The following is a 26857-nucleotide window of genomic DNA, read 5'->3' as shown; positions in this document are numbered from 1 at the left end:
AGGTACCGACCGAGAGCTCAACTGCGTGTCGGGCTCCTCGTCCAGATCATCTGCGCCTCGAAGAGCTCGTCCTCGGCCGCCGCCCTCGAAGCCCTGAGCCTGATCACGTCATCGCGACCAGGGTCCGCCGCTTGCCCGTGAACGGCTCGCGTCCGTGGGCCATCAGCATGTTGTTGATCACCATGACGTCGCCCGGCTGCCACGGGAACGCGTAGCTGACCTCGTCGTACGTCGCCTTGATCGTGGCCAGGTCCGCCTGCGGGATCGGCGAGCCGTCGGCGAAGGCCGCGTTGCGGGGCAGGTCCTCCTCGGGGTACAGCTCCAGCAGCGCCTCGCTGACCTCCTCCCCCAGGCTCGAGACGTGGAACAGGTTGGCCTGGTTGAACCACACCGTCGCGCCCGTGTGCGGTTCCACCACGAAGGACGGGCGTACGTGCCGCGTGCGCAGGCCTTCGTCGGTCCACTCGTACGTCTGCCCGTTATCGGCGCAGTAGTCCGCCACCGCCTGGCGGTCGTCGGTCTGGAACGCCTCCTGCCAGGTCAGTCCGAGGCCTTCGCGGAACGCCCGGGTGTAGGTGACGCCGCCCGCGAACCGCTCGCGCAGGTCCGCCGGCAGCAGGCGGTACATCGCGCGGCTGTCGGCGATCGGCGTCGCGCCGCCGGTTTCGGCCGCCGTGTCGCACAGGAAGAACAGACGGGCCGGCCAGTGCGCCGAGTACGAGTTCTCGTTGTGCATCGGGATCGACTCGGCAGGCGGGTATTCCGTCGAGGTGTAGATGTTGCCCGCGACCACCGACCGCGGCGTCGACCGTTCCGTGTACGTCAGCAGCGAGCCACCGATCTCCTCGGTGACCTGGTTGAACACCGTCAGGTCGGCGGGCATCCCGCGCAGCAGGATCGCGCCGTGCTCGCGCAGCCGGTCCTGCAGTGCTTCGCGGTGTGCGCGCACCCAGTCCAGGCCCGTGGCCGCGTACACGGTGATTTTCGTGTGTTCGTTGCCCTCGACGTAGTGGGCGCTGTGGCCGAGGTTCGCCGTGAGTTCGGCGGTCATGACTCCTCCAGTTCGAATCGGATCAGTTTGGCGGCCTCGGCGTGCAGCGCGGCGAGGTCTTCGGTGTCGGCGAACCCGGCGGCGAGGACGTTCACCGCGTAGATCTCCTGGTCGTCGGTGAGCAGTTGCCCGGGGCGCACGATCGTGACGACCTCCAGGACCTCCGGCAGGTCGGCGACCTCGTCGGTGCCGTCGACGCGGACCAGCCGTCCGGTGCCCTCGGCGTAGAAGATCAGGTAGCCCACCGGCACCGGTAAGCCCGCACCTCGCGCGGGCGGCGGCGTTCCCAGTGCCAGCGACACGGCTTCGGCGACGACGTCGATGCCGGTCGCGAGCTTCAGCAGCACCGGCTGGGCGCCGCCGGCCGGGCGGCCAGCGTTCACCTCGACGATCGTGGGGCCCAGTTCGGCGTCGTCGATCAGCTCCACGTGCGCGCAGGTGTTGTCCAGGCCCAGCGCGAGCGCGGCGGCCGTCACCGCCGCGAACAGCCGTTCGGTGTCCTTTTCGGACAGTTCGAGCGGCGGGCAGACCATGCCGAGCTCGAACTTGCGCTCGTCGATCAGCGGCTTCTCCACCACGGCCACCGGCTCCGCGACGCCGTCGCGCACCAAGACATCGATCGCGTATTCGGGACCGCGCAGCAGGCCTTCCACGAGGAACACCTTCGCCGGGTCGATCGGCGACGGTCCTCCACCGATGAGCCGGTGGTACCGGGCGTCCTCCGACAGCGGCAACCGCCCGGCCAGCAGCCGGTACGCCGCCGCCAGTTCATCCACAGTGGACACCGTGCGCACGAGGTTGCTCGCCGCGCCGTTCACCGGCTTGACGATCGCCGGGAGCCCGACCGCCGAAGCCACCGACGCCGCATCGGACTCGGCGGCGATCAGCGCGCAACGCGGGCTTGGCAACCCGGCCGCGGCCAGCGCCTCCCGGACCGCGAACTTGTTGTGCGTCAAGGTGAACACCGACGCCGGGCAGCGCGCGACGTCGAGCAGCTCGGCCGCACGGGCGACGCTCGCGATGATCCCCTCGGCGGCTGTCACCACCCCGGCCGGGCTGCCGGTCCGCGCCCGGATCGCCTCGGCGACGGCTTCGGCGTCACGGACGTCGTCGACGACGACGAAGCCGTCCACCAGTTCCGTCAGCTGTGCCTGCTCGGCCGGTTCCAGGGGTTGGGTGACCAGCTCGGCCCGCAGGCCTGTCGCGCGCACGGCGGCCACGACGTCGGCGATCCACTGCCCTGCGGTCTCCCGGACCACGAACGCGGTGTTCACACTTCCTCCAGGTCGAGCCGGACGAGCTTGCTCGCCTCCGCGTGCAGGGCGGCGAGGTCGTCGTGATCGGCGAACCCCGCCACGACGAGGTTGACCGCGTAAGTCTCCTGTTCGTCGGTGAGCACCTGCCCCGGCGAGACGGTGGTGACGACGTCGATCACCTCGGGCAGTTCGGCGATCTCGTCGAGCCCGCCGATCTTCGTCAACCGGCCCGAACCGGCCGCGTAGAGGATCAGCATGCCCAGCGGGATCGGCAGTTTCGCAGGTTCCCGCACTGGTGGCGGTGCGCCCACCGCGAGCGCCGCCAGCTCGGCGAACACGTCGATGCCGGTGCGCAGCTTCGCCAGCAGCGGCATGATCGACCCGGCGGGCCTGCCCGCGTTGACCTCGACGATCGTCGGACCGCGGTCGACGTCGTCGATCAGCTCGACGTGGGCGCAGGTGTTGTCGAGACCCAGCGCGCGGACCGCGGCGACCGCCGCCGTGGTGACCAGCTCGGCCCGGTCGCCGGTGAGCCCGGCGGGCGGGCACGACAGCGCCAGCTCGAACTTCCGCTCGTCGATCAGCGGCTTGTCGAGGATCTCGACAGGCTCGGCCACGCCGTCGCGGATCAGCACGTCCACCGCGTACTCCGGGCCGCGCAGGAATCCTTCGACGAGGAAGGTCGTCGAAGGATCCAGTGTCCCCAGTGGACGGTGGTAACGCGGATCCGCGGACTCGGGCAGCCGCGCGGCCAGCAGCTCGTACGCGGATGCCAGTTCGTCCACAGTGGACACGGCGCGGACGAGGTTGCTGCCCGCGCCGTTGACCGGCTTGACGATCGCAGGAAGCCCGACCGCCGAAGCCACCGACGCCGCCTCGGCGGCCGACGAGATCAGGGCGTACGCGGGCCCGGGCAGCCCAGCTGCGGCGAGGGCCTCCCGGACGGCGAACTTGTTCGCGCACAAGGCGAACACCGACGCCGGGCAGCGCGCCACCCCGAGCAGCTCCGCGGCGCGGGCGGTGCTCGCGATGGCGCCGTCCGAGCCGGTGAAGATGCCGGCCAGCGCGCCGCCGTCGATCTCCCGGACCTTCGCCTCGACGGCTTCCGGGTCGTGGACGTCGTCGAGCGCGACGACGTCGTCGACCACATCTGCCAGCGCGGCCCGCTCGGCCGCGTCCATCGGCGGGGCGAGCAGCACTACCCGGTGCCCGGCCGCCCGCATCGACGGCGCGACCTCGCCGACCCAATGCCCGCGGGCCTCCCTGACCAGCACCGCCGTACTCACGCGGCCTCCTTCCCGGCGAGCTTGCGCTCCCGTTCCTGCGCCCCGACCAGGTCGTCGGGCAGTGAATCGGGCACCTCGGTGTCGAACCGGCGCAGCAGCCGCAGCGAGAACCCGCCCACGTTGATCAGCAGCAGGATCAGCGCGAAGACGACGTAGGCGAGGCCGATGGCCCGGGTCTCGCCGGTGCCGAGCACGGCGCCGACCGATCCGGTCAGTGCGCCGCCCGGCGCCAGCAGCGGCGAGAACCAGCCGACGGCCAGCGGCGCCAGCACGGCGAACCCGATCGGCAGTGTCGACCACGTGATCGTCTGGTTGATCGCGAACACCCGGCCGTGGAATCGCTGCGGCACCTTGACCTGCACCAGCGTCGCGTAGATGCCCTGCGACACGGACATCGCGGCGGCCAGGAGGAACACCCCGGCCGCGACGACGATCAGCGACGGCCGCAGGCCCATCACCAGGCTGCCGAGCGCGATCCCGACGTTGCCGGCGAGCACGCCGACCATCCGCCGGTGCCGCGGGCCGCCCCACAGCGCCATCCCGATCCCGCCCGCCACCGCGCCGAGGGCCTCGGCCAGCGCCACCTGTGCGACGTCGGTGACCGAGCCGAACGACAGCACGAGCGGCGAGACCAGTACCAGCGCGGGTGCGAGGAAAACGTTCGCCAGCGCGAAATACAGCAGCATCGTGCGGAAGCCGCGGTGGTTCCACGAGTACCGCAGCCCGCCCGCGATCGCCGTCAGCAGCGGCTCGCGCGGGCGCCAGCCCATCATGTCCGGGAACCGCACCAACAGCAGGCCCACGATCGCGAACGCGTAGCTCACCATGTCCAGGATCAGGATGCCGGACAGCTGGATCGCCGCCAGCAGTCCGGCCGCGAGCACCGGCATCAGCAGCTGGGCGAAACCGGTGGACAGCTGCGCGAGGCCCATCGCGTGACCGAGGTACTGCTTCGGCACCAGCTGCGCCACCGACGACTGGTAGGCGATGCGCTGGAACGACGCGGCCACCGACCCGAGCGGGATCAGCACGTAGAACAGCCACAGCTGGACGTGCCCGGTGATCAGCAGCAACGCCAGGACCAGCTGGATCCCGCCCGCGACGCCACTGGCCGCGATCATGATCCGCCGCCGGTCGCCACGGTCGACCAGGGCACCGGCCACCGGCAGGACGAGCACGCCGAACAGCAGCGCGAGCGCCCACAGCAGGCCGAGGTCGGCGACCGAGCCCGTGCGGGTGTAGAGCCAGATCGGCACCGCGAACGACGTCAGCGCCGAGCCGGTCGAGGACACCAGTTGCCCTGCCGTGATCGTGAGGAACCGGGCCATGCTCGGCTTCACCGAGGGTTTGTCGTCCACCTCCGCCCGATGGGTCTCGTGCACCGCCCAGGCCGCGTCGCCGCCGCGGGCGCGGACGTCGAGCTCGCCGGGATCGTCCAGCGCCGGGTGCACTTGCGTGACGATCTCCGCGAGTTCTTCGGCCCGGTAGCGAAGGAAGAAGTGCCCGGCCCGGTCGAGCACCACGAGCGCGGTGGTGTCGGTGAGGAACTCCCATTCCCGGTACCGCTCGGCGTAGTAGTCGGTGACCGGGTCCTCGGAGCCGACCACCGACACGATCGGCGCGCGCAGTTTGGCCACGCGGGCGTCGAGCAGGCCGCTGAAGTACTCCTCGGCGGCGCGGCTGTCGGCGCGCATGTTCGTGATGATCCGATCGGCCTGCGCCGGGTCGAGGTCGTCGGTGTCGACGCCCATGCCCTTGAGCCAGTTCGAGTAGTACCGGTTGCTGCGCAGCTTCTCCAGCCGGGTGCGCAGCGTGCCCATCGCACCCTTCATGCGGGCGAACGGGAAGATCGCGCCGATGTAGACGACCTCCAGCTCGCGGCCGCGCTCTTCGAGCAGCCGGGAGACGGCGACGGCGAGTGCGTTGCCGACACCGCAGTGACCGTAGATGGCCAGCGGGCCGTCGACGCGGTCGAGGATCTCGTCGGCCAGCCGCTCGACCAGGTCGTCGAAGGGCAGGGCCTCTTCGGACAGTCCGACGTCGTGGCCGGGGATGGCGACCGAGTAGAGCGAGTAGCCCTCCGGGAGCGCGTCGGCCAGCGGCTGGTAGACGATCGCGCTGCCGCCGCCGTACGGGAAGCAGACGTAGGTCAGCGTCCGCTGTGTCGTCGGCTTGGTCAGCTCGTACAGCAGATGGCGCGGCCGGTCGGTGGGGTCACCGTCCATGAAGGACGCCAGCTCGCGGATCGTGCGGTGCTGGAACAGATCCATGACGCCGACCTGCCCGGCACCCGCCTTGCCGATCCGCGCCACCACCTGGGTGGCCAGCATCGAGTGGCCGCCGAGGTCGAAGAAGTCGTCGTCGACACCCAGTTCGTCCACTTTGAGCACGTCCCGCCAGATTCCGGCCAGCAGGATCTCGACCGGGGTCGACGGCGCGACCAGCTCCTTGGTCGCGTCCCGGGACGCGACCGGTGCGGGCAGCGCCTTGCGGTCGAGCTTGCCGTTCGGGGTGAGCGGCAGCTCGTCGAGCCCGACGATCGACGGCGGGACCATGTAGTCCGGAAGGCTCTGCTTGAGCGCCGTCCGCAGCGCGCCGGGCTCGGCGTCGCCGACGACGTACCCGACCAGCCGCTTGTCCCCCGGCGTGTCCTCGCGGACGATCACGGCGGCGTCGCGCACCCCCGGCTGGGCGCGCAAAGTCGTCTCGATCTCCCCCAGCTCGATGCGGAGGCCGCGCAGCTTGACCTGGTGGTCGATCCGGCCGAGGAACGCGATCGTCCCGTCCGGGCGCCAGTGCGCGAGGTCGCCGGTCCGGTACATCCGTCCACTGTGGAACGGATCGGGCACGAACCGCTCGGCCGTCAGTTCCGGGCGGTTGTGGTAGCCCAGGGCGAGGCCGACTCCGGCGATGTGCAGTTCGCCGGGAACGCCGACCGGGCACGGCCGCCCGGCCCGGTCGAGAACGTAGATCCGGATGTTCTGGATCGGCGCCCCGATCGGCACCGACGCGACCTCCGCGAGCGCGGCCGGTGTGCAATGCCAGGCGGTGACGTCGATGGCGGCTTCGGTCGGGCCGTAGAGGTTGTGCAGCTCGCAGTCCGGCAGCCGCCGGGTGAACTCGCGGGCGGCGTCGAGCGGCAGTTCCTCGCCGCTGCACACGACCCGCCGCAGCGCTGTGCAGGTCTCGACGCCTTGTTCCGCGAGGAACAGTGTGAGCATCGACGGCACGAAGTGCGCGGTGGTGATGCCTTCGGACGCGAGCAGCTCGCGCAGGTACGCGGCGTCCTTGTGGCCGCCGGGTTCGGCGAGCACGAGCCGCGCGCCGGTCATCAAGGGCCAGAAGAACTCCCAGACCGACACGTCGAAGCCGGCCGGGGTCTTCTGCAGCACCGAATCGGTGCCGTCGAGGCGGTACGCGCGCTGCATCCAGTCGAGCCGGTTGACGATGCCGCGGTGACCGTTGGGCACGCCTTTCGGCTGGCCGGTCGAACCCGAGGTGTAGATGACGTACGCCGGGTCGTCCGGTCCGGCGAGCGGCTCGGGCGGTGTACCTGGCTGCCCGGCCGTCTCGGCAGGGTCGTCTAGAACCATGACGGTCGCGTCGCACTGGAAACCCAGCGTTTCGCGCAACGCCGCCTGCGTCAGCACGACGGGCGCGGCCGCGTCCCGCAGCATGAACGCCAGCCGATCGGCCGGGTACTCCGGGTCGAGCGGGACGTAGGCGCCACCGGCTTTCAGCACGCCGAGGAGCGCGACGACCAGCTCGAACGACCGCTCCGCGAACACCCCGGTGAGCACGCCCGGTCCGACGTCGAGGCCACGCAACCGGTGCGCGAGCCGGTTCGCTCGCTCGTCCAGCTCGCGGTAGGTCAGAGACTCGCCTCGGAAGGTCACCGCGGGCGCGTCCGGCGTCCGGGCGGCCTGCTCCTCGACGAGCGCGTGCAGGGTGGTCTGCGGGAACTCGGCCGTCGTGGCGTTCCAGCCCTCCAGGACGAGTTCGCGCTGCCCGGCGTCGAGGATGTCCAATTCGGACAGTCGCCTCTCCGGGTCGGCGACGATCGAGCTCAGCAGCGTGACCAGCCGTCCGGCCATCCCGGCGACCGTGTCCGCGGTGAACAGCGCGGTGTTGTGCACGAACTTGGCGATCAGCCCGCTTTCGACCTCGATCGCGTGGAACTCGAAGTCGAATCGGGTCGCGGGCAGGTCCATCGGCAGCCAGCGGAAGTCCACATCGGACTCCCCGGCCGCGCCCATCCGGCCCATCTCGTAGTTCTGCAGCACGAACATCGCCTGGAACACCGGCGAGCGGCTGACGTCGCGGGGCACGCCGAGCGCGTTCACCAGCCGCTCGAACGGGACGTCGGCGTGCTCGAAAGCGTCCAGCACGTGCCGCCGGGTGCGTTCGAGCAGCTCGGCGAACGTCGGATCGCCCGCGAGCTGGGCACGCAGGGGCAGCATGTTGATGAACATGCCCGCCACGCCCTCCAGCTCGGGCAGGCCGCGCCCGGCCGACGACGAGCCGATCGCGAAGTCCTCCTGGCCCGAGTACCGCGCCAGCAGCACCTGGTAGGCGGCCAGCAGGGTCATGAAGAGCGTGACGCCGTGCCCGCGGCTCAGCTCGCCGAGGGCACGGGCGAGATCGCGCTCGACGAAGAACTCGTGGATCGCGCCGTCGAAGCTCTGCTTGGCGGGCCGGGGCCGGTCGGTGGGCAGCTCCAGGGGCTCGACCCCGGTGAGCTGCGCCCGCCAGTGCTCCAGCTGCCGGTCGAGCTCGCCACCGGTGAGCGTCCGGCGCTGCCAGTGCGCGAAGTCGCCATACCCGATGCTCAGCGCGGGCAGCTCGGCCGTGCCGCCGGTGCTCAGGGCGTGGTACTGCGCGGCGAGGTCACGCAGCAGCAGGTCGACCGACCAGCCGTCGCCCACGATGTGGTGCGTGCACAGGACCAGCAGGTGCTCCTCGTCGGACACCCGGGCCAGGGTCGCGCGCAGCAGCGGGCCCGTGGCCAGGTCGAACGTCTCGGCCGCCGCGGCGTCGACGGCCGCGCGAGCCGCTTCCTCGCTTCCGGCTTCCACAATGGACATATGGACTGTGGCCGAGGATTCGATGTGGACGTTCGGCTGCCCGTCTTCCCCGGCCGGGAAACGCATCCGCAGCGCCTCGTGCCGCACCGGCAGGGTGTCCAAAGCGGACTGAAGCGCGGCGACGTCGAGCCGTCCGGTCAGCCGGATCGGCACCGGGACGTGGTACGACCCGGTGCCCGGCGCGAACTGCTCCATGAACCAGACGCGTTCCTGCTGATACGACAGCGGGACGACGGCGTCGCCGGGACGCGGCGTGATGGTCGCGGCCGGCTCCGCGCGCCGTCGCAGCCGCCGTTCGAGCAAAGCGCGGCGCGCGGCCGCGCTGGTTTCGTCGATCGTGGTCATGAGAGCTCGCCTTCGGCCAGCTGGCGCTGGACCTCTTCGTCACTGAGCTGGTCGAGGTCCTCGGCGAGCCGCCGCTCGATCTCGGCGGCGAGCCCGGCGACGGTGGTGAGGGTGAAAAGCCCCCGCACCGGGATGTCGACCTCGATCTGTTTGCGGAGCCGGGCCATCGCGCGGATCGCCAGCAGCGAGTTGCCGCCACGGGCGAAGAAATCGTCGTGCGCACCGAGATCGTCGACGCCGAGCAGCTCGCCGAGCACCTCGGCGACGAGTTCTTCGGCCGCGGTCCGGGGTGCGACGTACGCCGTCGCCTTATCGGGTTCGGGATCCGGAAGCGCGGCCCGGTCGAGCTTGCCGCTGGCCGCCATCGGCAGCGCGTCGAGCGTCACGAACCGGGTCGGCACCAGGTACTCCGGCAACGTCTTCCGCAGGGCCTCGGCCGCGCCCTCGGTGCTGCCGACGACATAGCCGACGAGCGCGTCGCCGCGGACCGCCACAGCCGCGTCCCGCACTTCCGGCAGCTCGCGCAGCGCCGCTTCGACTTCGCCGGGCTCGATGCGGTAGCCGCGCAGCTTCACCTGCTCGTCGACGCGGCCGAGGTAGTCGAGCGTGCCGTCGCGGCGCCAGCGGGCGAGGTCACCGGTCGCGTACATCCGGCCGGACGGACCCTCGACGAATTTCTCGGCGGTCAGGTCCGGCAGCCCGAGGTAGCCGCGGGCGAGCTGCGGCCCGGCGACGTACAGCTCGCCCGGGACGCCCGGCGGCACCGGCTGCCGCCGCTCGTCGAGGACGTACACACGGGTGCCGGGCACCGGATGGCCGATCAGAACGGGGCCGGACGGCAGTGCGTCCCCGGGTTCGATCCGGTGCACGACGCAGCCCACCGTGGCCTCGGTCGGGCCGTACTCGTTGACGACGAGTGTGCCGGGGTGCCGCTTCCGCCACGACTGAACGGCTTCGGCCGTCAGCGCTTCGCCACCGAGCACCAGCTCCCCCGTCGGGAACAACTCCTCGGCGAGGACGGCGAGGTGCGTCGGGGTCGCCTTGACGAACGTCGGGCGGCCGCCGTCGACCACCGCGCCCCCGGCGGTGAGGGTGCCGAGCAGCGTCGTCACGGTGAGGTCGAACGACGGCGACGTGTGCAGCAACGCCCGCCCGGCCAGACCGGGGTAGGCCTCACGCGCCCACGCCAGGTACGTGTCGACGGCCCGATGCTCGACCTCGACGCCCTTGGGCCGCCCTGTCGAGCCCGACGTGTAGATCACGTAGGCGACGTCGCCCGGCCCTGCCGCCGGTTCCGGGTCTTCGGTGGCCGCGGTGGACCACTCGGCCGGGTCGTCCAGGGCCAGCGTTTTGGTGTCCACTGTGGACTCTCCGGTGACCAGCACGAACGGGGCGCCCGCGTCGGCGAGGATCAGCGCCTGCCGGGAAGCCGGGTTGGCCGGGTCGAGCGGGACGTAGGCCGCGCCGCTCTTCAGCACCCCGAGCACGCCGGTCAGCAGGTCCGCCGAATTCGGCACGCACACGCCGACGACGGTGCCGGGACCGGCGCCCAGCTCACGCAGCCGGTGTGCGACACGGTTGGCACGCGCGTTCAGTTCGGCGTACGTCAGGCGAACTCCGCCGAAGTCGACGGCGGGAGAGTCCGGGGTCCGCCGGACCTGGTCCTCGAACCGGGCGTGCACGGTCGTCGCGTCCGAGGTGGACACTTCTGCCGGGTTCCACCCGGTCAGGACCAGCTCGCGCTCGGCGTCCGACAGCAGCGGGAGGTCCGCGACCGACCGCGCCGGATCCGCCAGCGCCGCGGTCAGCAGCCGCAGGTACCGCTCGGCCACGGCTTCGGCGGTCTCGCGGTCGAACAGGTCGGTGCGGTAGACGAGCCTGCCGTCCACGGCGGTCAGGTCGATCGCGATGTCGTCCTTCGCGGTGGCCGAGCGGACCGGCTCCAGCCCCGAGTCGGGCAGGAAGTTGAACCCCAGCTGATACAGCGCCTGCACGCCGGGGTCGCGCTCGGCGACGGCCGCCTCGGCGACCGCCTGGAACGGCACCTGGCTGTGGTCGATCGCCTCCAGCAGCGTGGTCCGGACCCGGCCGACCAGCTCGGTGAACGCGGGTGCGCCCGAGCAGTCGACCCGCACGGCCATCTGGTTGACGAACATGCCGATCAGGTCGGCCAGTTCGGGCAGGTCTCGACCGGCGACCGGGACGCCGACGACGATGTCGTCCACACGGGACAGTCGAGACAGCAGTGCCGCGTAGCCGGCCAGCAGCACCATGAACGGCGACGCCGAGAGCTCCCGGCTCAGCTCGCCGACCCGGTCGATCAGTCCGTCGGGGAGGGCGAAGTCCACCTGGTCACCGGTGAACGTCAGCTCCGCCGGGCGCGGCCGGTCGGTGGGCAGGCCGTGCACCGGCGGCAGCCCGGCGAGCTGCGTCCGCCAGTAGTCCAGCTGTCCGCCGGACGTTTCGAGCTGCCCGCGTTGCCAGGCCGAGTAGTCCGGGTACTGGATGGTCAGCTCGGGCAGCTTCGGCTCGCGGCCCTCGAACACGGCGTCGCACGCCTCGCCCAGCTCGGCCCCCAGCACCAGCACCGAGGCGGCGTCGAACACGGTGTGGTGCACGACGAACGTGAGCACCCACTCGTCGTCGGCCATGCGGCACACCTGGGCCCGCCACGGCGGCGGCGAGTCGAGCGGAATGGCCCCGTGGGAGACGGCGCCGACGAGTTCGGCGAGCCGGTCACCGCGGATGTCGGCGGGCAGATCCCGCAGGTCGTGCACCTCGGGCTCGATCGGCACCTCGGCGTGCACCACCTGTACGAGCGCCCCGCCGTCCATGCGGAACGACGTGCGCAGAGCCTCGTGCCGCCCGACGATGACGCCGAGCGCGGTGCGCCACTGCGCCGCGGTCAGCGGGCGGTCCTGGCGGGCCTGGCAGTGCAGGTTGTACACCGGGGACGCCGGGTCGAGCTGGCCGGACAGCCAGATCCGCTCCTGCCCGAACGAGGCCGGGAACGTCCATTCCTTCGTGTCGCTCATGATTTCCTGTTCAGTGTCTGGTGGTGAACCCGGTCAAAGGTGGCGTGATCGAACCTCTGGCGCGTTCTGAACCGGTCGATGAGCCAGCGGGAGTGTCCACAAGGGACGCTTCGCGGCGCCGGAGTGCCCGGTTCAAGAACTTTGCCCGGCTCCACAAGGGGTCGTGAGTGGCAAAGAGGGTTAGAACGACCATTGCCACTCACGACCCCGAGCAAAGCGCCCAAAAAGTTCACAATGGCAAGATTTGAGTCCCTTGTGGACAGTCGCGGGCACGCCGGACCAACGGGCCGGCCCTCGGCTCGTGTCAGAAGATCCTGCCTGTGGAGTCACGACCCACCGCACGACTCAGCGCTCGAGCTTCGGGATGGTGGTCCGGGCGGGTTCGGCGGGCGCCTCGGTCTTGCCGGCGCGCAGCTCCTCGATCCGCTCGACCAGAGTGGCCACTGTGGACGCTTCGAACAGCGTCTTCATCGCCAGCCGCGTGCCCGTGGCCTTGCGCACCTGGGCGATGAGCTGGATGGCGACCAGCGAGTTGCCGCCGAGGGCGAAGAAGTCGTCGTGCACGCCGATCTTCTCCACGCCGAGCAGCTCGGTCCACTGCCGGGCGATCTCGGTCTCCAGCTCGGTGCGCGGGGCGACGTAGTCGTCCTCCGACACCGCGACTGGCGCATCGCCGGGTTCGTCCAGTTCTTCGGCGCTGACCCGGTGCTCGATCAGCTCCCGCACCGGCAGGGTGCTGATCACCACTTGTCCGCCGAGGCCGGGGGCCAGTGCCCGGACGAACGCCTCTGCGCCGTCCACCGGCCGGATCCCGGTCGACGCCTTGTCCACAGTGGACACCGTCGACACTGCGGGTGCCGAAAGGCTGCCGCCCACGGCGTCCTGATCGACCTGGCGCAGCACGAAGTCCTCGATCGTGACGAGCACGCGGCCGGTCTCGTCGCACAGCGAGAGGTCGGCCGCCACCACCTGGTCGCCACCGGAATCGCGGTAGCGCAGATGACTGCGGAAACTCGCCGGGAGCGCGTCGTGCACGACGATCCGGCCGTAGCTCATCGGCAGGTAGGTGCCGCTCCCCCGGCCGCGGCCGAACGCGGTCGCGACGTCCAGCAGTGCCGGGTGCAGTCCCCACGCGCCGACGTCACCCGCCGCCGCCTCGGGAGCCGTGATCGTGGCCAGTTCCTCCTGTGCGCCGATGCGGTGTTCGCGCAGCGCCGCCCAGCGCGGGCCGAAGGTGACCATGCTGGTGCGGCCGGTGCCGAAGCCGTGCCCGTCGTCGATCGGCTCGGTCCGTCCTGCCACCGCCTCGATGTCCACAGTGGACGTCGGACGCGCCGCGACCCACCCGGCGGATCCGCGCACGTGGGTCCGGCTCGCGCCGGCGACGTGGCTGGTCACGGTGAAGTCGTCGCCGTCGAACTCCACGCGGTACTCCGCGGTGGCGCCGTCCGGGACGCCGAACGGCTCCAGGAACGCGACGTCCCGCAGCTCGACGACGTGTCCGTCACCGGGCTTCGGCAGCGCCGCGGCCACCGCCGCGCGGACGGTCTCCAGATGTCCCGTGCCCGGCACCACCGGCACCCCGGCGATCCGGTGCTCGTCGAGCAGCCAGTGTGTGGCCGCCGAGACGAGCCCGTGCGCGCCGTCCTCGATGCGCGTGGTGAGCACGGGGTGCTCGACCGGGCCGAGCGCCCGCGATCGGGCGGTGCGGATCGTGGCAGGCGCGGCCACCTCCGCGGCCATACCGACTTCGTCCCAGCCACCCCAGGCATGCGAGACCAGCCGCGCCTGCCAGCCGTGACCGCCCCGCGCGTAAGCGTCGAGGAAGTTGTTGGCGGCGCAGTAGTCGACCTGCCCGATGCCGCCGACCACCGCGGTGATCGACGAGCACAGTGCGACGAAGTCCATCGGCAGGTCGGCGAACGCCTCGGCCAGAGCCAGCGTCCCGGCGATCTTCGGGGCCAGCACGGCCTCGGCCGCGGCCCGCTCCTTCACCTCGGCGACCCCGCCGCCGGGCATCCCGGCGGCGTGCACGATCCCGTCGAGGCCGCCGAACTCGCGCTCGGCCAGCTCACGCACCTCGCGCAGGCGCGCCGCGTCGGTGACGTCGGCGGCGACGACGTGCACCACCGCGCCCGCGGCCTCCATCCGCCGCACGGCGAGCATCGTGCGCCCGGCGCGGTCGGTCCCGCCGTGCGCGGCGAGGTGCGCGTCCCACTCCGCCCGCGGCGGCAGCCCGGCGCGGGCGAGCAGCACGAGCTTCGCCCGCACCCGGCGGGCGAGGTCCTCGGCGAGCGTGATGCCGATCCCGCCGGTCCCGCCCGTGATCAGGTACCGGCCACCCTCTCGCAGCACCGGCTCGGCGGTCGCGGGCAGTTCGAGCTGGGTGTAGTCCAGCACCCAGCGACGCCCGGCCCGCAGCGCGACCTCGGCCGCCGCGTCGGCCGGGCGGAACAGCTCGGCGATGGTGTCTTGCAAGCGATCGACATCGATCCGGCGCACCACCGTTCCGGCGACCTCCAGCGGCACCACCCGGGCGATGCCGGCGAGGGTCGCGTGCTCGGGGCGGGTCAGGTCGGTGCCGGTGACGTCGGCTGTGCCGGTGCTCACCACGTCGATCCGCACCGGCTCGCCCCAGGCCTGGACGAGGTTGAGCACGCTGAAGAACCCGCGGTCTTGGGCGGCCATGCCGCGTTCGTCCCCGGCCAGCGTCCAGGCGTGCACGACTCGTTCGGGCCGGGTGGGCAGCGCGGACACGAGCGCGTCATAGTCCTCGCGCACGCCGGGCCGGACGGTGAATCCGGTCTCCGACGCGGTAAACCCGTCGCCGGGACGCACCTCGGTGACGGTCACACCCGCGTCCCGCAGCAGTCCGGGCAGGACGGCGTCGGCGGCGAAGACGAGCGCGTTCGCGAAGGGCTCGCGTCTCAGGTCCGGTTCCGCCTGTCGCCACGCCGGGACCGCGAACCACTCGGCCAGCGGCAGCGGACCGCTCGACCGCGCGGGCTGGGTGGCCGTGACCGGGTCCGGATCGACCCAGTACCGCTTGCGCGCGTACGGATAGCCGGGCAGCGGTACCCGGTGGCCGGGCGCGCCGAACATCCTTGTCCGGAGGGAAACCCCATTCGTCCACAAGAGACCGGCGGCGCCATACAGTGTTTCGACGTCACCGATGCGCTCGGTACGGCCCGGCAGGCTCGGCTGCGGCGCGGGCATTCCCTTGGGGACCTGGCCTCGGGCCAGCCCGGACAGCTGATGACCCGGGCCGCATTCGACGAGTGCCCAGCGGCCGCCGCGCTCGAACAGGGTCTTGACGCAGTCGCCGAACCGGACGGCCTGGCGCAGGTGGGAAGCCCAGTAGGCGGGGTCGATCGCTTGAGCGTCGGTGATCCAGTCGCCGGTGACGTTCGACAGGAACGGCAACTCGGGCGCGACGGCCTCGACGGCGGCGACGGCCTCGGTGAACTCGGCGAGGACCGGGTCCATCATCGGCGAGTGGAACGCGTGCGAGGTCACCAGTTCGCGGCACTGCACGCCGCTGGCCTTGAGCGTCGCCGCGAAGTCCGCGACCGCGTCCGGCGGCCCGGCCACGACGCACGTGCCGGGCCCGTTCACCCCGGCGACAGCGAGGGTGCCCGGCAGCCGCGTGGCGACGCTCCCCTCGTCGAGCTGAACGGCCAGCATCGCCCCGGCGGGCATCGACTGCATCAGGCGGCCGCGTGTGGCGACCAGCTTCAGCGCGTCCGGCAGGGTGAAGACCCCGGCGACGGTGGCGGCGACGTACTCGCCGACCGAGTGACCGATCATCGCCGCGGGCCGCACGCCCCAGCTCTGCCACAGCTTCGCCAGTGCGTACTCGACGACGAACAGCGCGGGCTGGGTCACGCGGGTTTCCCGCAGCGCCTTCTCGCCATTGGAGGAGAAGATCAGGTCGCGCAGCTCCGGCAGCTCGGCTTCGAGCAGCCGCAGGCACTCATCGACGGTCGCGGCGAACACCGGCTCGGCCTCGTACAGCTCGGCGCCCATCCCGGCGTATTGGGAACCCTGCCCTGGGAAGAGGAACGCCACGTTCGTCTCCCCGGCCTGCGCGGACACGAGGCGCCGGGGGTCCCGCAGCCCGTCGACAGCGTCCTCCGGGTCACGGGCGACGACGACCGCGCGGTGCGGGTACTCGGTGCGCCCGGCGGCCAGGGTGTGGGCCACGTCCGCGAGATCGAGGTCGACGTCCTCCGCCAGCCGCTCGGCCAGCTTGTCGACCGCGGTAGAGAGCGCTTCCGCGGTGTTGGCCGACACCCGCAGCAGGTGCGCCGGGTGCGGCGCCCGGAACCGCTGCGGGGTCGGTGCCTCTTCCAGCACGACGTGCGCGTTGGTGCCTCCGACGCCGAACGAGCTGACGCCCGCCCGCCGCGGCACCGGGCCCGCCTCCCATTTCGTCACCCCGCGCGCCGGGTAGAACGGGCTCGCCGGGAAGTCGATACCCGGGTTGGGTTCTTCGTAGTTGATGGTCGGCGGGATCAGCCCGTGCTCCATGACGAGCACGGCCTTGATCAACGAGACCACGCCCGCCGCCTGCGACAGGTGGCCGATGTTGGACTTCACCGAGCCGATCGCGCACCAGCCGGTGTCCGCGACCCCGTTCCCGTACACAGTGGACAGTGCGGTGATCTCCATCGGGTCGCCGAGCGCGGTGCCGGTGCCGTGCGCCTCGACGTAGCCGATGGTGCGCGGCTCGACACCGGCCATGCCGACGGCCTGCGCGACAGCCTCCGTCTGCCCGGACACGCTGGGCGCGGAGAAACCGACCTTGGTGGCGCCGTCGTTGTTGATCGCGTTGCCCAGCACCACGCCCCGGATGTGGTCGCCGTCCTCGATCGCCTGCGACAGCCGCTTCACCAGCACGACCCCGGCGCCGCTGCTCCAGACCGTGCCGTTGGCGTCGGCGTCGAACGCGCGCACGTGGCCGTCCGGCGAGGTGAAGCCTTCGACGCCCAGGTAACCGATGCCGTGCGGCATCTCCAGGTTGACCCCGCCGGCCAGGGCCATGTCGCACTCGCCGTTGCGCAGCGCCTCGCAGGCCAGGTGCACCGCGACCAGGGACGTCGAGCAAGCGGTGAACACCGCGAGGCTCGGGCCGCGCAGGTCGAGCTTGTACGACACCGAGGTCGTCAGGTAGCTCGGCTGATTGCCGGTCGAGATGCCGATACCGCCGTGCTGCGAGGCGAGGATCCGCTCGTTGCGCAGCAGGTTCTCCTTCAGGTAGCCGGTGCCTCCGGAACCGCCGTAGACGCCGATCGCGCCGTCGAAGCGGGCGGGGTCGTAGCCCGCGTCGGTCAGCGCGGCGTGGCACGACTGGAGGAACAGCCGATGCTGCGGGTCGGTGATCTCGGCCTCGCGGCTGGTCATGCCGAACAGTTCCGCGTCGAACTCGTCGAAGCCGTCGACCACGGCGGTGGCGTTCACCCAGCTCGGATCGTCCACAGTGGCCGGTTCGGCGCCGCGGGCGATCATCTCCTCGCGGGTGGCGGGCACGATCGACTCGACGCCGTCGACGAGGTTGCGCCAGAACTGCCGCGCGTCACGCGCGCCGGGCACGCGCACGTCCAGTCCGACGATCGCGATCGGTTCGGCGCCGGGATCGCCGGTGCCGGTTTCGGGGTGGTGGGTCACGGTGGTGCTCCTATTCGGGGCCGGCCGGGCCGGTGGTGCGGCGGGGTCTTCTGGTCTGGATGCGGCCTCGGCGGGCGGCGACGCGCTCGGCGGCGCGGGCCAGTTCCGGGCCGGCGGCGCCGCCGGAGTGCAGGTGCACGGCGAGGGCGCGGACGGTGGGGTGGCTGAACAGGTCGACCATCGGGATCCGGCGGGCGAGCCGGGCGGTGATCTGGGCGTGCACCCGGGCCAGGGCGAGCGAATGCCCGCCCACGTCGAAGAAGTTGTCGGTGCGCCCGACTTCGGCGACGCCCAGGACGTCGCACCAGGCACGAGCGATCACGGCCTCGGTCACGGCGAGCGCCGCCGGGTCCACGGCCACCGACGGCGGCCGTGCCTGGACGCGGGCCGCCGATGCAGGCGCGGCGGTGCGGACGCCCGCCCGCGGCAGCTCCGGCACGCTCGTCCCGACCGGCGCGTCCGGCGCCGCGGCAAGCGCGCCGAGCAGGGCGACGTAGTCCTCGGCGAGCCCGGCCATCCGGGCGTGGTCGAACAGGTCCGGGTTGTACAGCAGTTCGACGCCGTCGTCGTGGACGTACACCGTGAGGTCGAACGGCGACCCCGGCTTGTCGACCGGCAGCCACGCCGAGGCCACGCCGGGCAGGTCCAGCCGCGGCTCGGCGAAGTTCAGGACGTTGAACATCACCTGCACGAGCGGGGCGTGCGCGGGATCACGGGACACGCCGAGCGCCTCGACGAGCCGCTCGACCGGCGCGGCCGGATGCGCTGTCGCGGCGAGGAGTTCAGCGCCGCCGTCGCGGACGTGCGTGGCGAAGTCCGCGGCGTCGTCGGCCCGCAGCCGCACCGGCACGATGTCCACGAAGAACCCCGCGACCTCCTGGCACTCGGCGAGCTGCCGGTCCGCGACGACCGTGGCGACCAGGTGGTCGGTCGCGCCGGTGAGCCGCCGCAGCAGCTGGCCGAACGCGGCGAGCAGCACCCCGGCGCGCGTCGTGCCGGTGCGGGCGGCCAGCGCCCGGACCGACTCGGCGGAACCGTCCGGAAAGGACTGACGCAGGCTCGCGCCCCGATAGGTCTGCACGAGCGGGCGCGGCCGGTCACGCGGAAGGTCCACTGTGGATGGCGCACCGGTGAGATGTCCGGTCCACCAGGCGACGTCGACGGCCTCCCGGCGTTCATCGCGTCCGGCCCGCCACACCGCGTAGTCCGCATAGGACGCCACCGGCGGCGGCAGCGGCTCGCCCCGGTAGGCCGCCGACAGGTCGGCGCACAGCAGGTCCTGCGACCAGCCGTCGAACACCGCGTGATGCAGCGTGAAGCCGAGCACGTGCTCCGTCTCGCCGAGCCGGTAGAGCCGCACACGCCAGGGAGCCTCGCGGTCGAGGTGCACCGGCGTCGCGGCATCGGCGGCCAGCCGGGCCCGGAGACCGTCTTCGGTCACCGGCGCCACCGGCAGCGGGACGTCCGACGGCGGCAGGCGATCCGCCAGCGGCGTGCCGTCGACGGCACGGATCCGCCAGCGGAGCACGTCGTGCCGCTCGGCGACCGCGCGCAAGGCGTGGCGCAGCGCGTCGATGTCCAGCGCACCGGTCAGCCGGAACGCCATCGCGATGTTGTACGGCGCGGCCTCCGGGGCGAGCTGGTCGAGGAACCACATCCGTCGCTGCTGCGGGGACAGCGCGGGCGCGTGCCCCGTGGTCAGCCCCGGCCCGGTCAGCGGCGACGCGGCCGCGACCCGCCTGGTGAGCTCGTCGAGTGTGCCGCCTGCGAAGACGTCCTCCGTGGCGACGTCCGCGGCCAGCTCCGCCCGCAGCGCCGCGACCAGGCGCATCGCGGCGATCGAGTTCCCGCCCGAGGCCAGGAAATCCGTCCCCGCGCCGTCGCCGAGCACTCGCCGCCAGAGAGCCGCGACCGCGCGTTCGGCCGGGGTACCGAGCGGACCGAGGTCCTCCTGTTGTCCCGCCAGCGCCGCTTCGGCCAGGTCACGCAGCGCGGGCCCGTCGATCTTGCCGGAGACCGGGTTGACCGGCAGGCGGTCGAGCACCCGGACCGCGGCCGGGCGCATCGCCGCGGTGAGCCTGTCCCGGCCGAGTGCGTCCACATCGGACGGTGCGGACGCCGGTGTCAGGAAGGCCACCAGCCGGTTGCCCGCCGGCCCGGGGACGGCGACCACGGCGGCGGCGTCGACGTCCGGGTGAGTCGTGAGCGCGGCTTCCACCTCGCCCAGCTCGATCCGCTGGCCGCGGACCTTCACCTGCCGGTCGGCGCGGCCGGCGAACTCGAGACGGCCGTCGGGCAGCTCGCGAGCCAGGTCGCCGGTGCGGTAGAGCCGTTCCCCCGGCGTGTGCGGGTCGTCGACGAACTTCGCGGCGGTCAGCTCCGGGCTGCCGAGATAGCCGAGCGCGAGACCCGGACCGCCGACGAGCAGCTCGCCGATCTCGCCGGGCGCGACCGGCCGCAGCTCGGCGTCCACGACGTACGCCCGGTGGTTCGGCGTCGGGCGGCCGAGCGGCAGCGGGTCGGTGGGGAGGCCGGTGACCTCGTCGGCGACGACCACCACGGTGGTCTCGGTCGGGCCGTAGAGGTGGAAGAACCGACGGCCCGGCAGCCAGCGCGCGGCGAGGTCCGCGGGCACCGGCTCGCCACCGCAGGCGACGACGCGCCAGCCGGGAACGGCCGCGGGGTCCACCATGGACAGCAATGTCGGCGTGACGAAGCCCCACTCGACGTCGTGCTCGACGAGGAACCGTCGCAGTCGTTCGGGGTCGGCCCGGTCGGCGGCGCCGACGAGCTGGACCGAGCCGCCGTGTGCCAGCGGGACGAACACGTCCATGGTGAAGGCGTCGAAGGCGAGTGAGGAGATGCCGAGCGTCCTGGTGCCGGGCCGGATCGCGAAGGCGGCGGCGAACCCGGTGACGAACGCGACCACGTTGCGGTGACTGGTCAGTACGCCTTTGGGGCGGCCGGTGGAGCCGGAGGTGTAGAGGAGGTGGACGAGGTCGTCCGGCCCGGCGGGGCATTCGACGGGCCCGTCCGCGGGCGGGGGCACGTCGAGAGCCTCGATACCTTCCGTGGCACCGAATTCGGCCCGCGCGCGATTACCGACGACGAGGGAGATCCCGGCGTCCGCGGCGATCTCGGCCAGCCGCGCCTTCGGGCCGCCGGGTTCGAGCGGCACGTAGGCGGCACCGGACAGCAGCACGCCCACGACGGTCGAGATCAGCTCCGGCCGCCGGTCGGCGCAGATGCCGACGCGGGTGCCCGGCCCGGCACCCCGGGCCCGCAGCAGCCGGGCGACGCCGGTCGCCGACGCGACCAGCTCGCGGTAGGTGAGCCGGGCGTCGCCCTGCCGGACGGCGACGGCGTCCGGGGTGCGCGTGGCCTGGGCGAGGATCAACCCGGTGAGCGTGGTGTCCGGATAGGACAGTGGCGGGCCGTGGCCGCCCGCGACGGGCAAGGTGTCGGTCACCGAGGGCTCCCCTGGTCGGATGTGTGCAGTGGGTCGATCCAGTGCCGCTCCCGTTGGAACGGATAACCCGGCAACGGGACGCGGCCCGGTTCACCGCCCGCGACCCACTCGACTTCGCCGCCTCCGGCCCAGTGGGCAGCCAGATCCCGCATCGCCCCGGCCGGACCCTCGACGTCGGTTCCGTTCGCCAGCAGCGCGTCGAGCGCGGCGACCGCCGACGTGACCGAGTCCGCCACCACGGCGGCCCGGCACGCGAACGCCCGCCGGACCGAAAGCGTGTACGCCGCGTCCCCGAGGTCCGGCGCGTCCGTGGCGAGCCGCTCGCGCAGCCGGGATACCGCCTCGCGCAACGCTTTCGCGTCACGCGCGGACACCGGCAGGACGAACGGACCGCTCGCCTCGATCCGCGGCGGGACGGCAGGGGCCTCCGCCACGATCATGTGCACGTTCGTGCCGCCCATGCCGAACGAGCTGACCCCGGCCAGCCGCCGCTCGCGGACGGGCCAGTCAGTGGCTTTCGCCGGGACGTACCAGGGGCCGCCCGCGAGGTCGACCTCCGGATGCGGGGCCGTGAAGTGCAGGCTCGGCGGGATGACGCCGTGCCGCACGGACAACACGGCCTTGATCAGCCCGGCGACACCGGCCGCCGTGTCGAGGTGCCCGATGTTCGTCTTCACCGAGCCCAGCGCACACGTTTCCGGCGGCGCGTCCCGGTAGACGCGGTTGAGCGCGGCCACCTCGATCGCGTCGCCCAGCGGGGTGCCGCTGCCGTGGGCTTCGAGCAGCGCGACCTCGTCCGGGGCGATCTCCGCGACGGCCAGCGCCTCGGCCACCGCGGCCGCCTGCCCGGCCGGTCCCGGTACGGCGTAGCCCGCGCGGTCCGGGCCGTCGTTCGTGATCGCCCAGCCGGGAAGTACGGCGTAGACGTGGTCGCGGTCGGCGAGGGCGTCCGCCAGCCGCCGCAGCACGACCACCCCGGCGCCCGAGCTGAACCCGGCGCCCGCCGCGTCGACGTCGAACGCGCGGCACCGGCCGTCCGGCGAGGCGAGCCCGCCGCTGCGATACCGGGGCCACGTCACGCTCGCCCCGCCGGCCAGCGCGACGTCGCACCGGTAGTCCGCGAGGCTCTGCGCGGCCAGCGCCACCGCCGCGAGCGAGCTGGAGCACGCGCTCTGCACGGCCATCGCCGGCCCGGTCAGCCCGAGCCGGTAGGCGACCTGGCCGGGCAGGTGGTCGGTGAGCTGGCGGCCGGTCAGCCGCCCTTCCCAGTCGTCCGGGTCGACGTCACCGGTCACCGCCGGATTGCCGAACAGGTGGAACAGGAAGTAGCGATTCACCGAGGTGGCCGTGAACACCCCGACAGGCCCGGTCTCGGCGGCGGGGTCGCGTCCCGCGTCTTCGAGTGCCTGCCACGCCGTTTCGAGGAAAAGCCGGTGCTGCGGGTCGGTCCGCGCGGCCTCGTCGGCGGTGAACCCGAAGAACCCGGCGTCGAACTCCTCGACACCCTCGATCCGGCCGCCCGCCCGTACGTACGCCGGGTCGGCACGCAGGCCCGGACCGATGCCCAGCGCCGCCAGCTCGTCGTCGCTGTAGTCGTGGATCGAGTCGACGCCCGCGCAGAGGTTCCACCAGAACGAGGCGGCGTCCGGCGCGCCGGGGAACCGGCAGGCCAGCCCGACGACGGCGATGAGATCCCCGGCCTGCTCCTCCGCGGTGACAGGCGGCTGAGTGTCCGAAGTGGACTCCGTGAGCCAGGCGGCCTGCCCGGCGATCGTCGTGCGCTCGAACAGGGCGAGCAGCGGGAGGTCCACCCCGAACTCGTCGGCCAGCCGCGACTGAACCCTGCCGAGCCGCAGCGAGTCGCCACCGGCGTCGAAGAACGCCTCGGTGCGCCCGACCCGGTCGCGGCCCAGCACCGCGCACCAGATCCGGTGCACGCGTTCCTCGGCCGGGGTCAGCCGCTCGGCCGGGACGGTCGCGGTCGCCCGCGGGTCCGGAAGCGCCAGTTCGTCGAGTTTTCCGGTGACGGTCAGCGGAAAACCGTCCAGGACCGCGACGGCCGCGGGTACCGAGTAGCCGGGCAGGACGTCCGCCAGCGCGGCCCGCAGCACCCGGCCGTCCGGACGCGGACCGGCCGAGGTCACGTAGGCGAGCAGGTCGCCGTCGCGCACGATCGCGCGGGCTTCGGCCACGCCGGGCTGTTCGGTGAGCCGGGCCTCGATCTCGATCAGCTCCACCCGGAAGCCGCGGACCTTGACCTGCCGGTCGATACGGCCCAGGCAAACGAGGTTCCCGTCGGGCAGCAGCCTCCCGAGGTCGCCGGTCCGGTAGCGGCGGCCGCCGTCGGCCGTCACCCCGAACGCCGGGCTCGGCTGGTCGAGGTAGCCGTCGACGAGGTGGTGCCCGCGCACTTCGAGTTCGCCGCTGTCCAGCACGGCGAGCGTGAACCCGGGCAGCGCGCGCCCGATCGGCAACGGCCCGTCGTCGTCCGGGTCCAGCGCGGCGGCGGTCGTCCGGTGGTGCGCGGCGAAAGTGACCTCGGTGGCGCCGTAGCCGTTGACGAACACGCACTCCGGCGCGAACCGGCCGCGGCGGACGTCGGCGTGGGTCGCCTGCTCGCCGCCGAGCAGCACGGTCCGCACGGACGGGAGGCCGGTCTCGCCGAGGACGTCGAGCAGGTGCCGGTAGACCGTGGGCGTCGAGTGGTAGACGGTCACGTCGTGCCGGGCCAGCTCGCGCGCGGCGTGGGCGAGGCCGTGCGCGCGCAGGTCGATCGGCACGAGCGCGGCGCCGGTGAGCAGTGCCGGGTAGAGGTCCGGGATCGCCGCGTCGAAGCCGAATGACGCGAGCAGGCTGAGCCTGTCGGCCGCGGTGATGCCGAGCGCGGCGATCTGGTTGTCGACGACGTGCAGGAGGTTGCGGTGGGTCTGCGCGACGGCCTTCGGCCGGCCGGTGGACCCGGAGGTGAACAGCACATATGCCGGGCTGTCCGGATCGGATTCGGGCACCGGGAGCGGCGCGGTCTCCGTGCCCGAACGCACGAGCCGCACGGATCCGTTGCGGCACAAAGACTCGGCCAGCTCAAAGTACTCCGGATCCGCGAGCACGGCGGTCACTTGCGCGGCCGCGAGCTGGTACTCGAGACGCTCCAGAGGGAAGGTCGGGTCCAGTGGGACGTAGGTGCAGTCCGCGGCGAGCGTGCCGAGGATCGCCGCGATCGCGGGGCTGCCGTGCCCGGTGACGAGCCCGACCCGCTCCCCCGGCCGGACACCGGCGTCGCGCAACCTCAGCGCGCGGCCGCCCGCGAGCCCGGCGAGCCGAGCGTAGGTGAGCCCTGTGCCGTGCTCGAAGACCGCGATCCGGTCGGGCGATTGCCGGGCGTGCATGTCGAATCGGCTGACGCAGCCGGCTGGTGTCATCGGGCGGCGAGCAGTCGCTCCGAGGTTTTTCGGGCGCACGACAACAACGGCGTGGACTTCATCTTGCTCCCCAGTGACCATTCAGGCGAAGAATCACGCAAGGTTAAGACGACCGGCCTCGCCGAGGAATACGAATACCGCCGATTTAGTCCTGATGGCTCATCGATCTTGGACCATACGTTGCAGCAACCCACGTCTTCCAGCCCAATCGGCCACCCGGACGGCATTTAGTGCCCGAATTTCCGACCACCATCGACACTCGATCAATTACCCTCAGTAATGGTGTCGGATATTAACCGACACCATGCCGAGAAATACGTTCACAAACGGTCGGCGGACGAATTCTCCGCAATCGATTCAGAATTCCTGCCGCCGCGACCCCTGGGCCGGATGCGCCGCGAAAGCCACTTCCGCGGTACTGAAGGTGGCTTTCGCGGCACGTCACGACCTGCGGCTCGACTAGCTCGCTTGCTGCTCGGCGATCCAGTCCCGGTACACCGTCACATCGGTCCAGATGCCCAGACCGCTGGCGCACTTCGGGTCCGTGTCACCGTCACGGCTGGTGGCACCGACCAGTTCCCACTCACCCGGCCTGCCCTTGATCTGCGGCCCGCCCGAGTCGCCGTAGCAGCCCATCGCGTCAGGCGTGTCGGAGCCGGTGCAGATCTCCTTGCCCGCGGCCAGCTCGCGACAGTCCTCCGCCGGCCTGACCTTGGTGTCCAGCTCCTGGAGGATCTCCGGCGCCCCGCAGTTCTGCTCGGCGCAGTGCTCACCCCAGCCGAGGATCCGGGTCGCCGTTCCCGCTTCGCCCAGGGCCTCGGCGATCTTGATCGGCTTCTCGGTCACCGGTTTGTCCAACCGCAGCAGCGCGATGTCCCCGCCAGAGGGCTTCTCCCCGGCGAAGTCCGGATGCACGATGATCCGGCTGACACCGGCTTCGGTGCCCCCGCTGTTGTGCTGCCGCGCCCCGATCCTGGTCCTGACCTGCTCCGGCCGCGCGCCCTGCACGCAGTGCGCCGCGGTCACCACCCAGTTCTCACTGATCAGCGAGCCGCCGCAGAAGTGCCTGCCGTCTTGCTGCAGCGACACCATGAACGAGTAGTCCTCGGTGGCGTCGTGCCCGCCGATGACGTACGGCGTCGGCCCGTCAGCCGCCGCGGCGACCCCCGGTACCAGCGCCGCTCCCACCGCGGCCAACCCGGCCACCAGTACCCCTGTTTTGCGAAGCATCATCGTGATCTCCCCGTAGATGACGAATTACCGACAGTCGTCACGCTATGGGGTGATGATCACCTCTGGATCGGCTCATCGGCCGGGTACGCATCGGTCAAATGGCCGACCCAGCGTGATACCGCCCCAACCGATGGGATCGGCGTCGGCGATGCTGTGAGCGTGGAGTACGTGTCCAGAGTGCCGCGACCGCCGCTGGACGGGCTGATCGACGACCTCTACTACCTGGACGGTGCGTCGCCGTACGCCCGGCTGACGCTGCCGCCGTCGCCGTCGGCGTTGCTCATCGTCAACCTCGGGGCGCCGTTCCGCATCCGCGCCGGCACCGACATCGAGACGGCCGAGTACGCCGACGGCTGCGTGGTCACCATGAGCACCCGCGCGCTGGAGTTCGGCTACCCGCTCCGGACCCGGTCCGTCGGCGTGCACGCCAAGCCGTGGGGACTGGCGCCGTTCCTGCCGATGCCCGCGACCGAACTGCGCGACCGGCCGGTGACGCTGGAGCAGGTCTGGGGACGGCCCGCCATCGCCGGGCTGCGAGACCGGCTGGCCACGGCGGACGGACCGCACGAGATGCTGACGCTGCTCGAAGAGGAGCTGATGCGACGGCTGAGCGCGACCGCCGGCCTGGGGCTGGTCCGCCATACGAGCGGCGTCATCGCGGCGACCAGCGGGGCGACGGCGATCGGTGACCTGAGCATGACAGCCGGTGTCAGCAGCACTCATCTGGCACAACGGTTCAAGGAGCTCGTCGGCGTCACGCCGAAGCGGCTGGCCCGCACCTACCGCTTCACCGCCACCGTGTTCGCGATCGACCCCGCCGGACCGATCGACTGGGGCGACCTCGCCCATGCCGCCGGCTACTTCGACCAGGCCCACTTCGGCCACGAGTTCCGGGCGTTCACCGGACTCACGCCGACCCGGTACCTCGAAGTCCGGCGGCGGTTCCTGCGCGAACATCCCGGCCATACGCTGGACGGCTGGCCGCTGCCCGCCGATTGATTTCTTACAAGAG

The 26857-nt window shown here is 72.0% G+C and carries 10 protein-coding genes; 1 reads left to right on the top strand and 9 read right to left on the bottom strand.

From position 1 onward, the window contains the following. Positions 1-103: 103 nt before the first annotated feature. From ACFOSH_RS03685 to ACFOSH_RS03645, 9 genes are all read right to left on the bottom strand, one after another. Complete coding sequence (locus ACFOSH_RS03685; protein ID WP_378237195.1) at positions 104-1051, bottom strand: TauD/TfdA family dioxygenase; 948 nt, start codon at positions 1049-1051, stop codon at positions 104-106. Further along, positions 1048-2325, bottom strand: a complete 1278-nt coding sequence (locus tag ACFOSH_RS03680) for an ATP-grasp domain-containing protein (protein WP_378237194.1) — start codon at positions 2323-2325, stop codon at positions 1048-1050. The genes ACFOSH_RS03685 and ACFOSH_RS03680 overlap by 4 nt, the downstream gene beginning before the upstream one ends. Beyond that, positions 2322-3593, bottom strand: coding sequence for an ATP-grasp domain-containing protein (locus ACFOSH_RS03675; RefSeq protein WP_378237193.1), 1272 nt, complete (start codon positions 3591-3593; stop codon positions 2322-2324). The genes ACFOSH_RS03680 and ACFOSH_RS03675 overlap by 4 nt, the downstream gene beginning before the upstream one ends. Beyond that, complete coding sequence (locus tag ACFOSH_RS03670) at positions 3590-9022, bottom strand: amino acid adenylation domain-containing protein (RefSeq protein ID WP_378237192.1); 5433 nt, start codon at positions 9020-9022, stop codon at positions 3590-3592. The genes ACFOSH_RS03675 and ACFOSH_RS03670 overlap by 4 nt, the downstream gene beginning before the upstream one ends. Then, complete coding sequence (locus ACFOSH_RS03665) at positions 9019-12057, bottom strand: non-ribosomal peptide synthetase (RefSeq protein WP_378237191.1); 3039 nt, start codon at positions 12055-12057, stop codon at positions 9019-9021. Before ACFOSH_RS03665 ends, ACFOSH_RS03670 begins: the two co-directional genes overlap by 4 nt. A gap of 345 nt (positions 12058-12402) precedes the next feature. After that, complete coding sequence (locus ACFOSH_RS03660; RefSeq protein ID WP_378237190.1) at positions 12403-17724, bottom strand: type I polyketide synthase; 5322 nt, start codon at positions 17722-17724, stop codon at positions 12403-12405. A 10-nt stretch (positions 17725-17734) separates the two neighbouring features. Further along, complete coding sequence (locus ACFOSH_RS03655; protein WP_378237189.1) at positions 17735-21193, bottom strand: amino acid adenylation domain-containing protein; 3459 nt, start codon at positions 21191-21193, stop codon at positions 17735-17737. After that, entirely contained in the window at positions 21190-24579 is a 3390-nt protein-coding gene (locus ACFOSH_RS03650) for a beta-ketoacyl synthase N-terminal-like domain-containing protein (protein WP_378237188.1), read from the bottom strand. The genes ACFOSH_RS03655 and ACFOSH_RS03650 overlap by 4 nt, the downstream gene beginning before the upstream one ends. Before the next feature lie 492 nt (positions 24580-25071). Continuing rightward, positions 25072-25842, bottom strand: a complete 771-nt coding sequence (locus ACFOSH_RS03645; RefSeq protein WP_378237274.1) for a S1 family peptidase — start codon at positions 25840-25842, stop codon at positions 25072-25074. Between the two features lie 180 nt (positions 25843-26022). Between ACFOSH_RS03645 and ACFOSH_RS03640 the strand changes: the two genes are divergently transcribed. Further along, on the top strand, positions 26023-26844 hold the full coding sequence (locus tag ACFOSH_RS03640; protein ID WP_378237273.1) for an AraC family transcriptional regulator: 822 nt from the start codon (positions 26023-26025) through the stop codon (positions 26842-26844). Positions 26845-26857 lie beyond the last annotated feature (13 nt).

This window comes from Amycolatopsis speibonae (assembly GCF_042647925.1).
Classification (GTDB): domain Bacteria; phylum Actinomycetota; class Actinomycetes; order Mycobacteriales; family Pseudonocardiaceae; genus Amycolatopsis; species Amycolatopsis speibonae.
The sequence above is the reverse complement of the archived record's forward strand: the minus strand, read 5'-3'. Positions and strand labels throughout refer to the sequence as shown.

Coding starts and splice junctions, on each gene's coding strand:
- ACFOSH_RS03645 (WP_378237274.1), bottom strand. CDS start 25,842: ATGCTTCGCAAAACAGGGGTACTGGTGGCCGGGTTGGCCGCGGTGGGA.
- ACFOSH_RS03665 (WP_378237191.1), bottom strand. CDS start 12,057: ATGAGCGACACGAAGGAATGGACGTTCCCGGCCTCGTTCGGGCAGGAG.
- ACFOSH_RS03650 (WP_378237188.1), bottom strand. CDS start 24,579: ATGCACGCCCGGCAATCGCCCGACCGGATCGCGGTCTTCGAGCACGGC.
- ACFOSH_RS03685 (WP_378237195.1), bottom strand. CDS start 1,051: ATGACCGCCGAACTCACGGCGAACCTCGGCCACAGCGCCCACTACGTC.
- ACFOSH_RS03670 (WP_378237192.1), bottom strand. CDS start 9,022: ATGACCACGATCGACGAAACCAGCGCGGCCGCGCGCCGCGCTTTGCTC.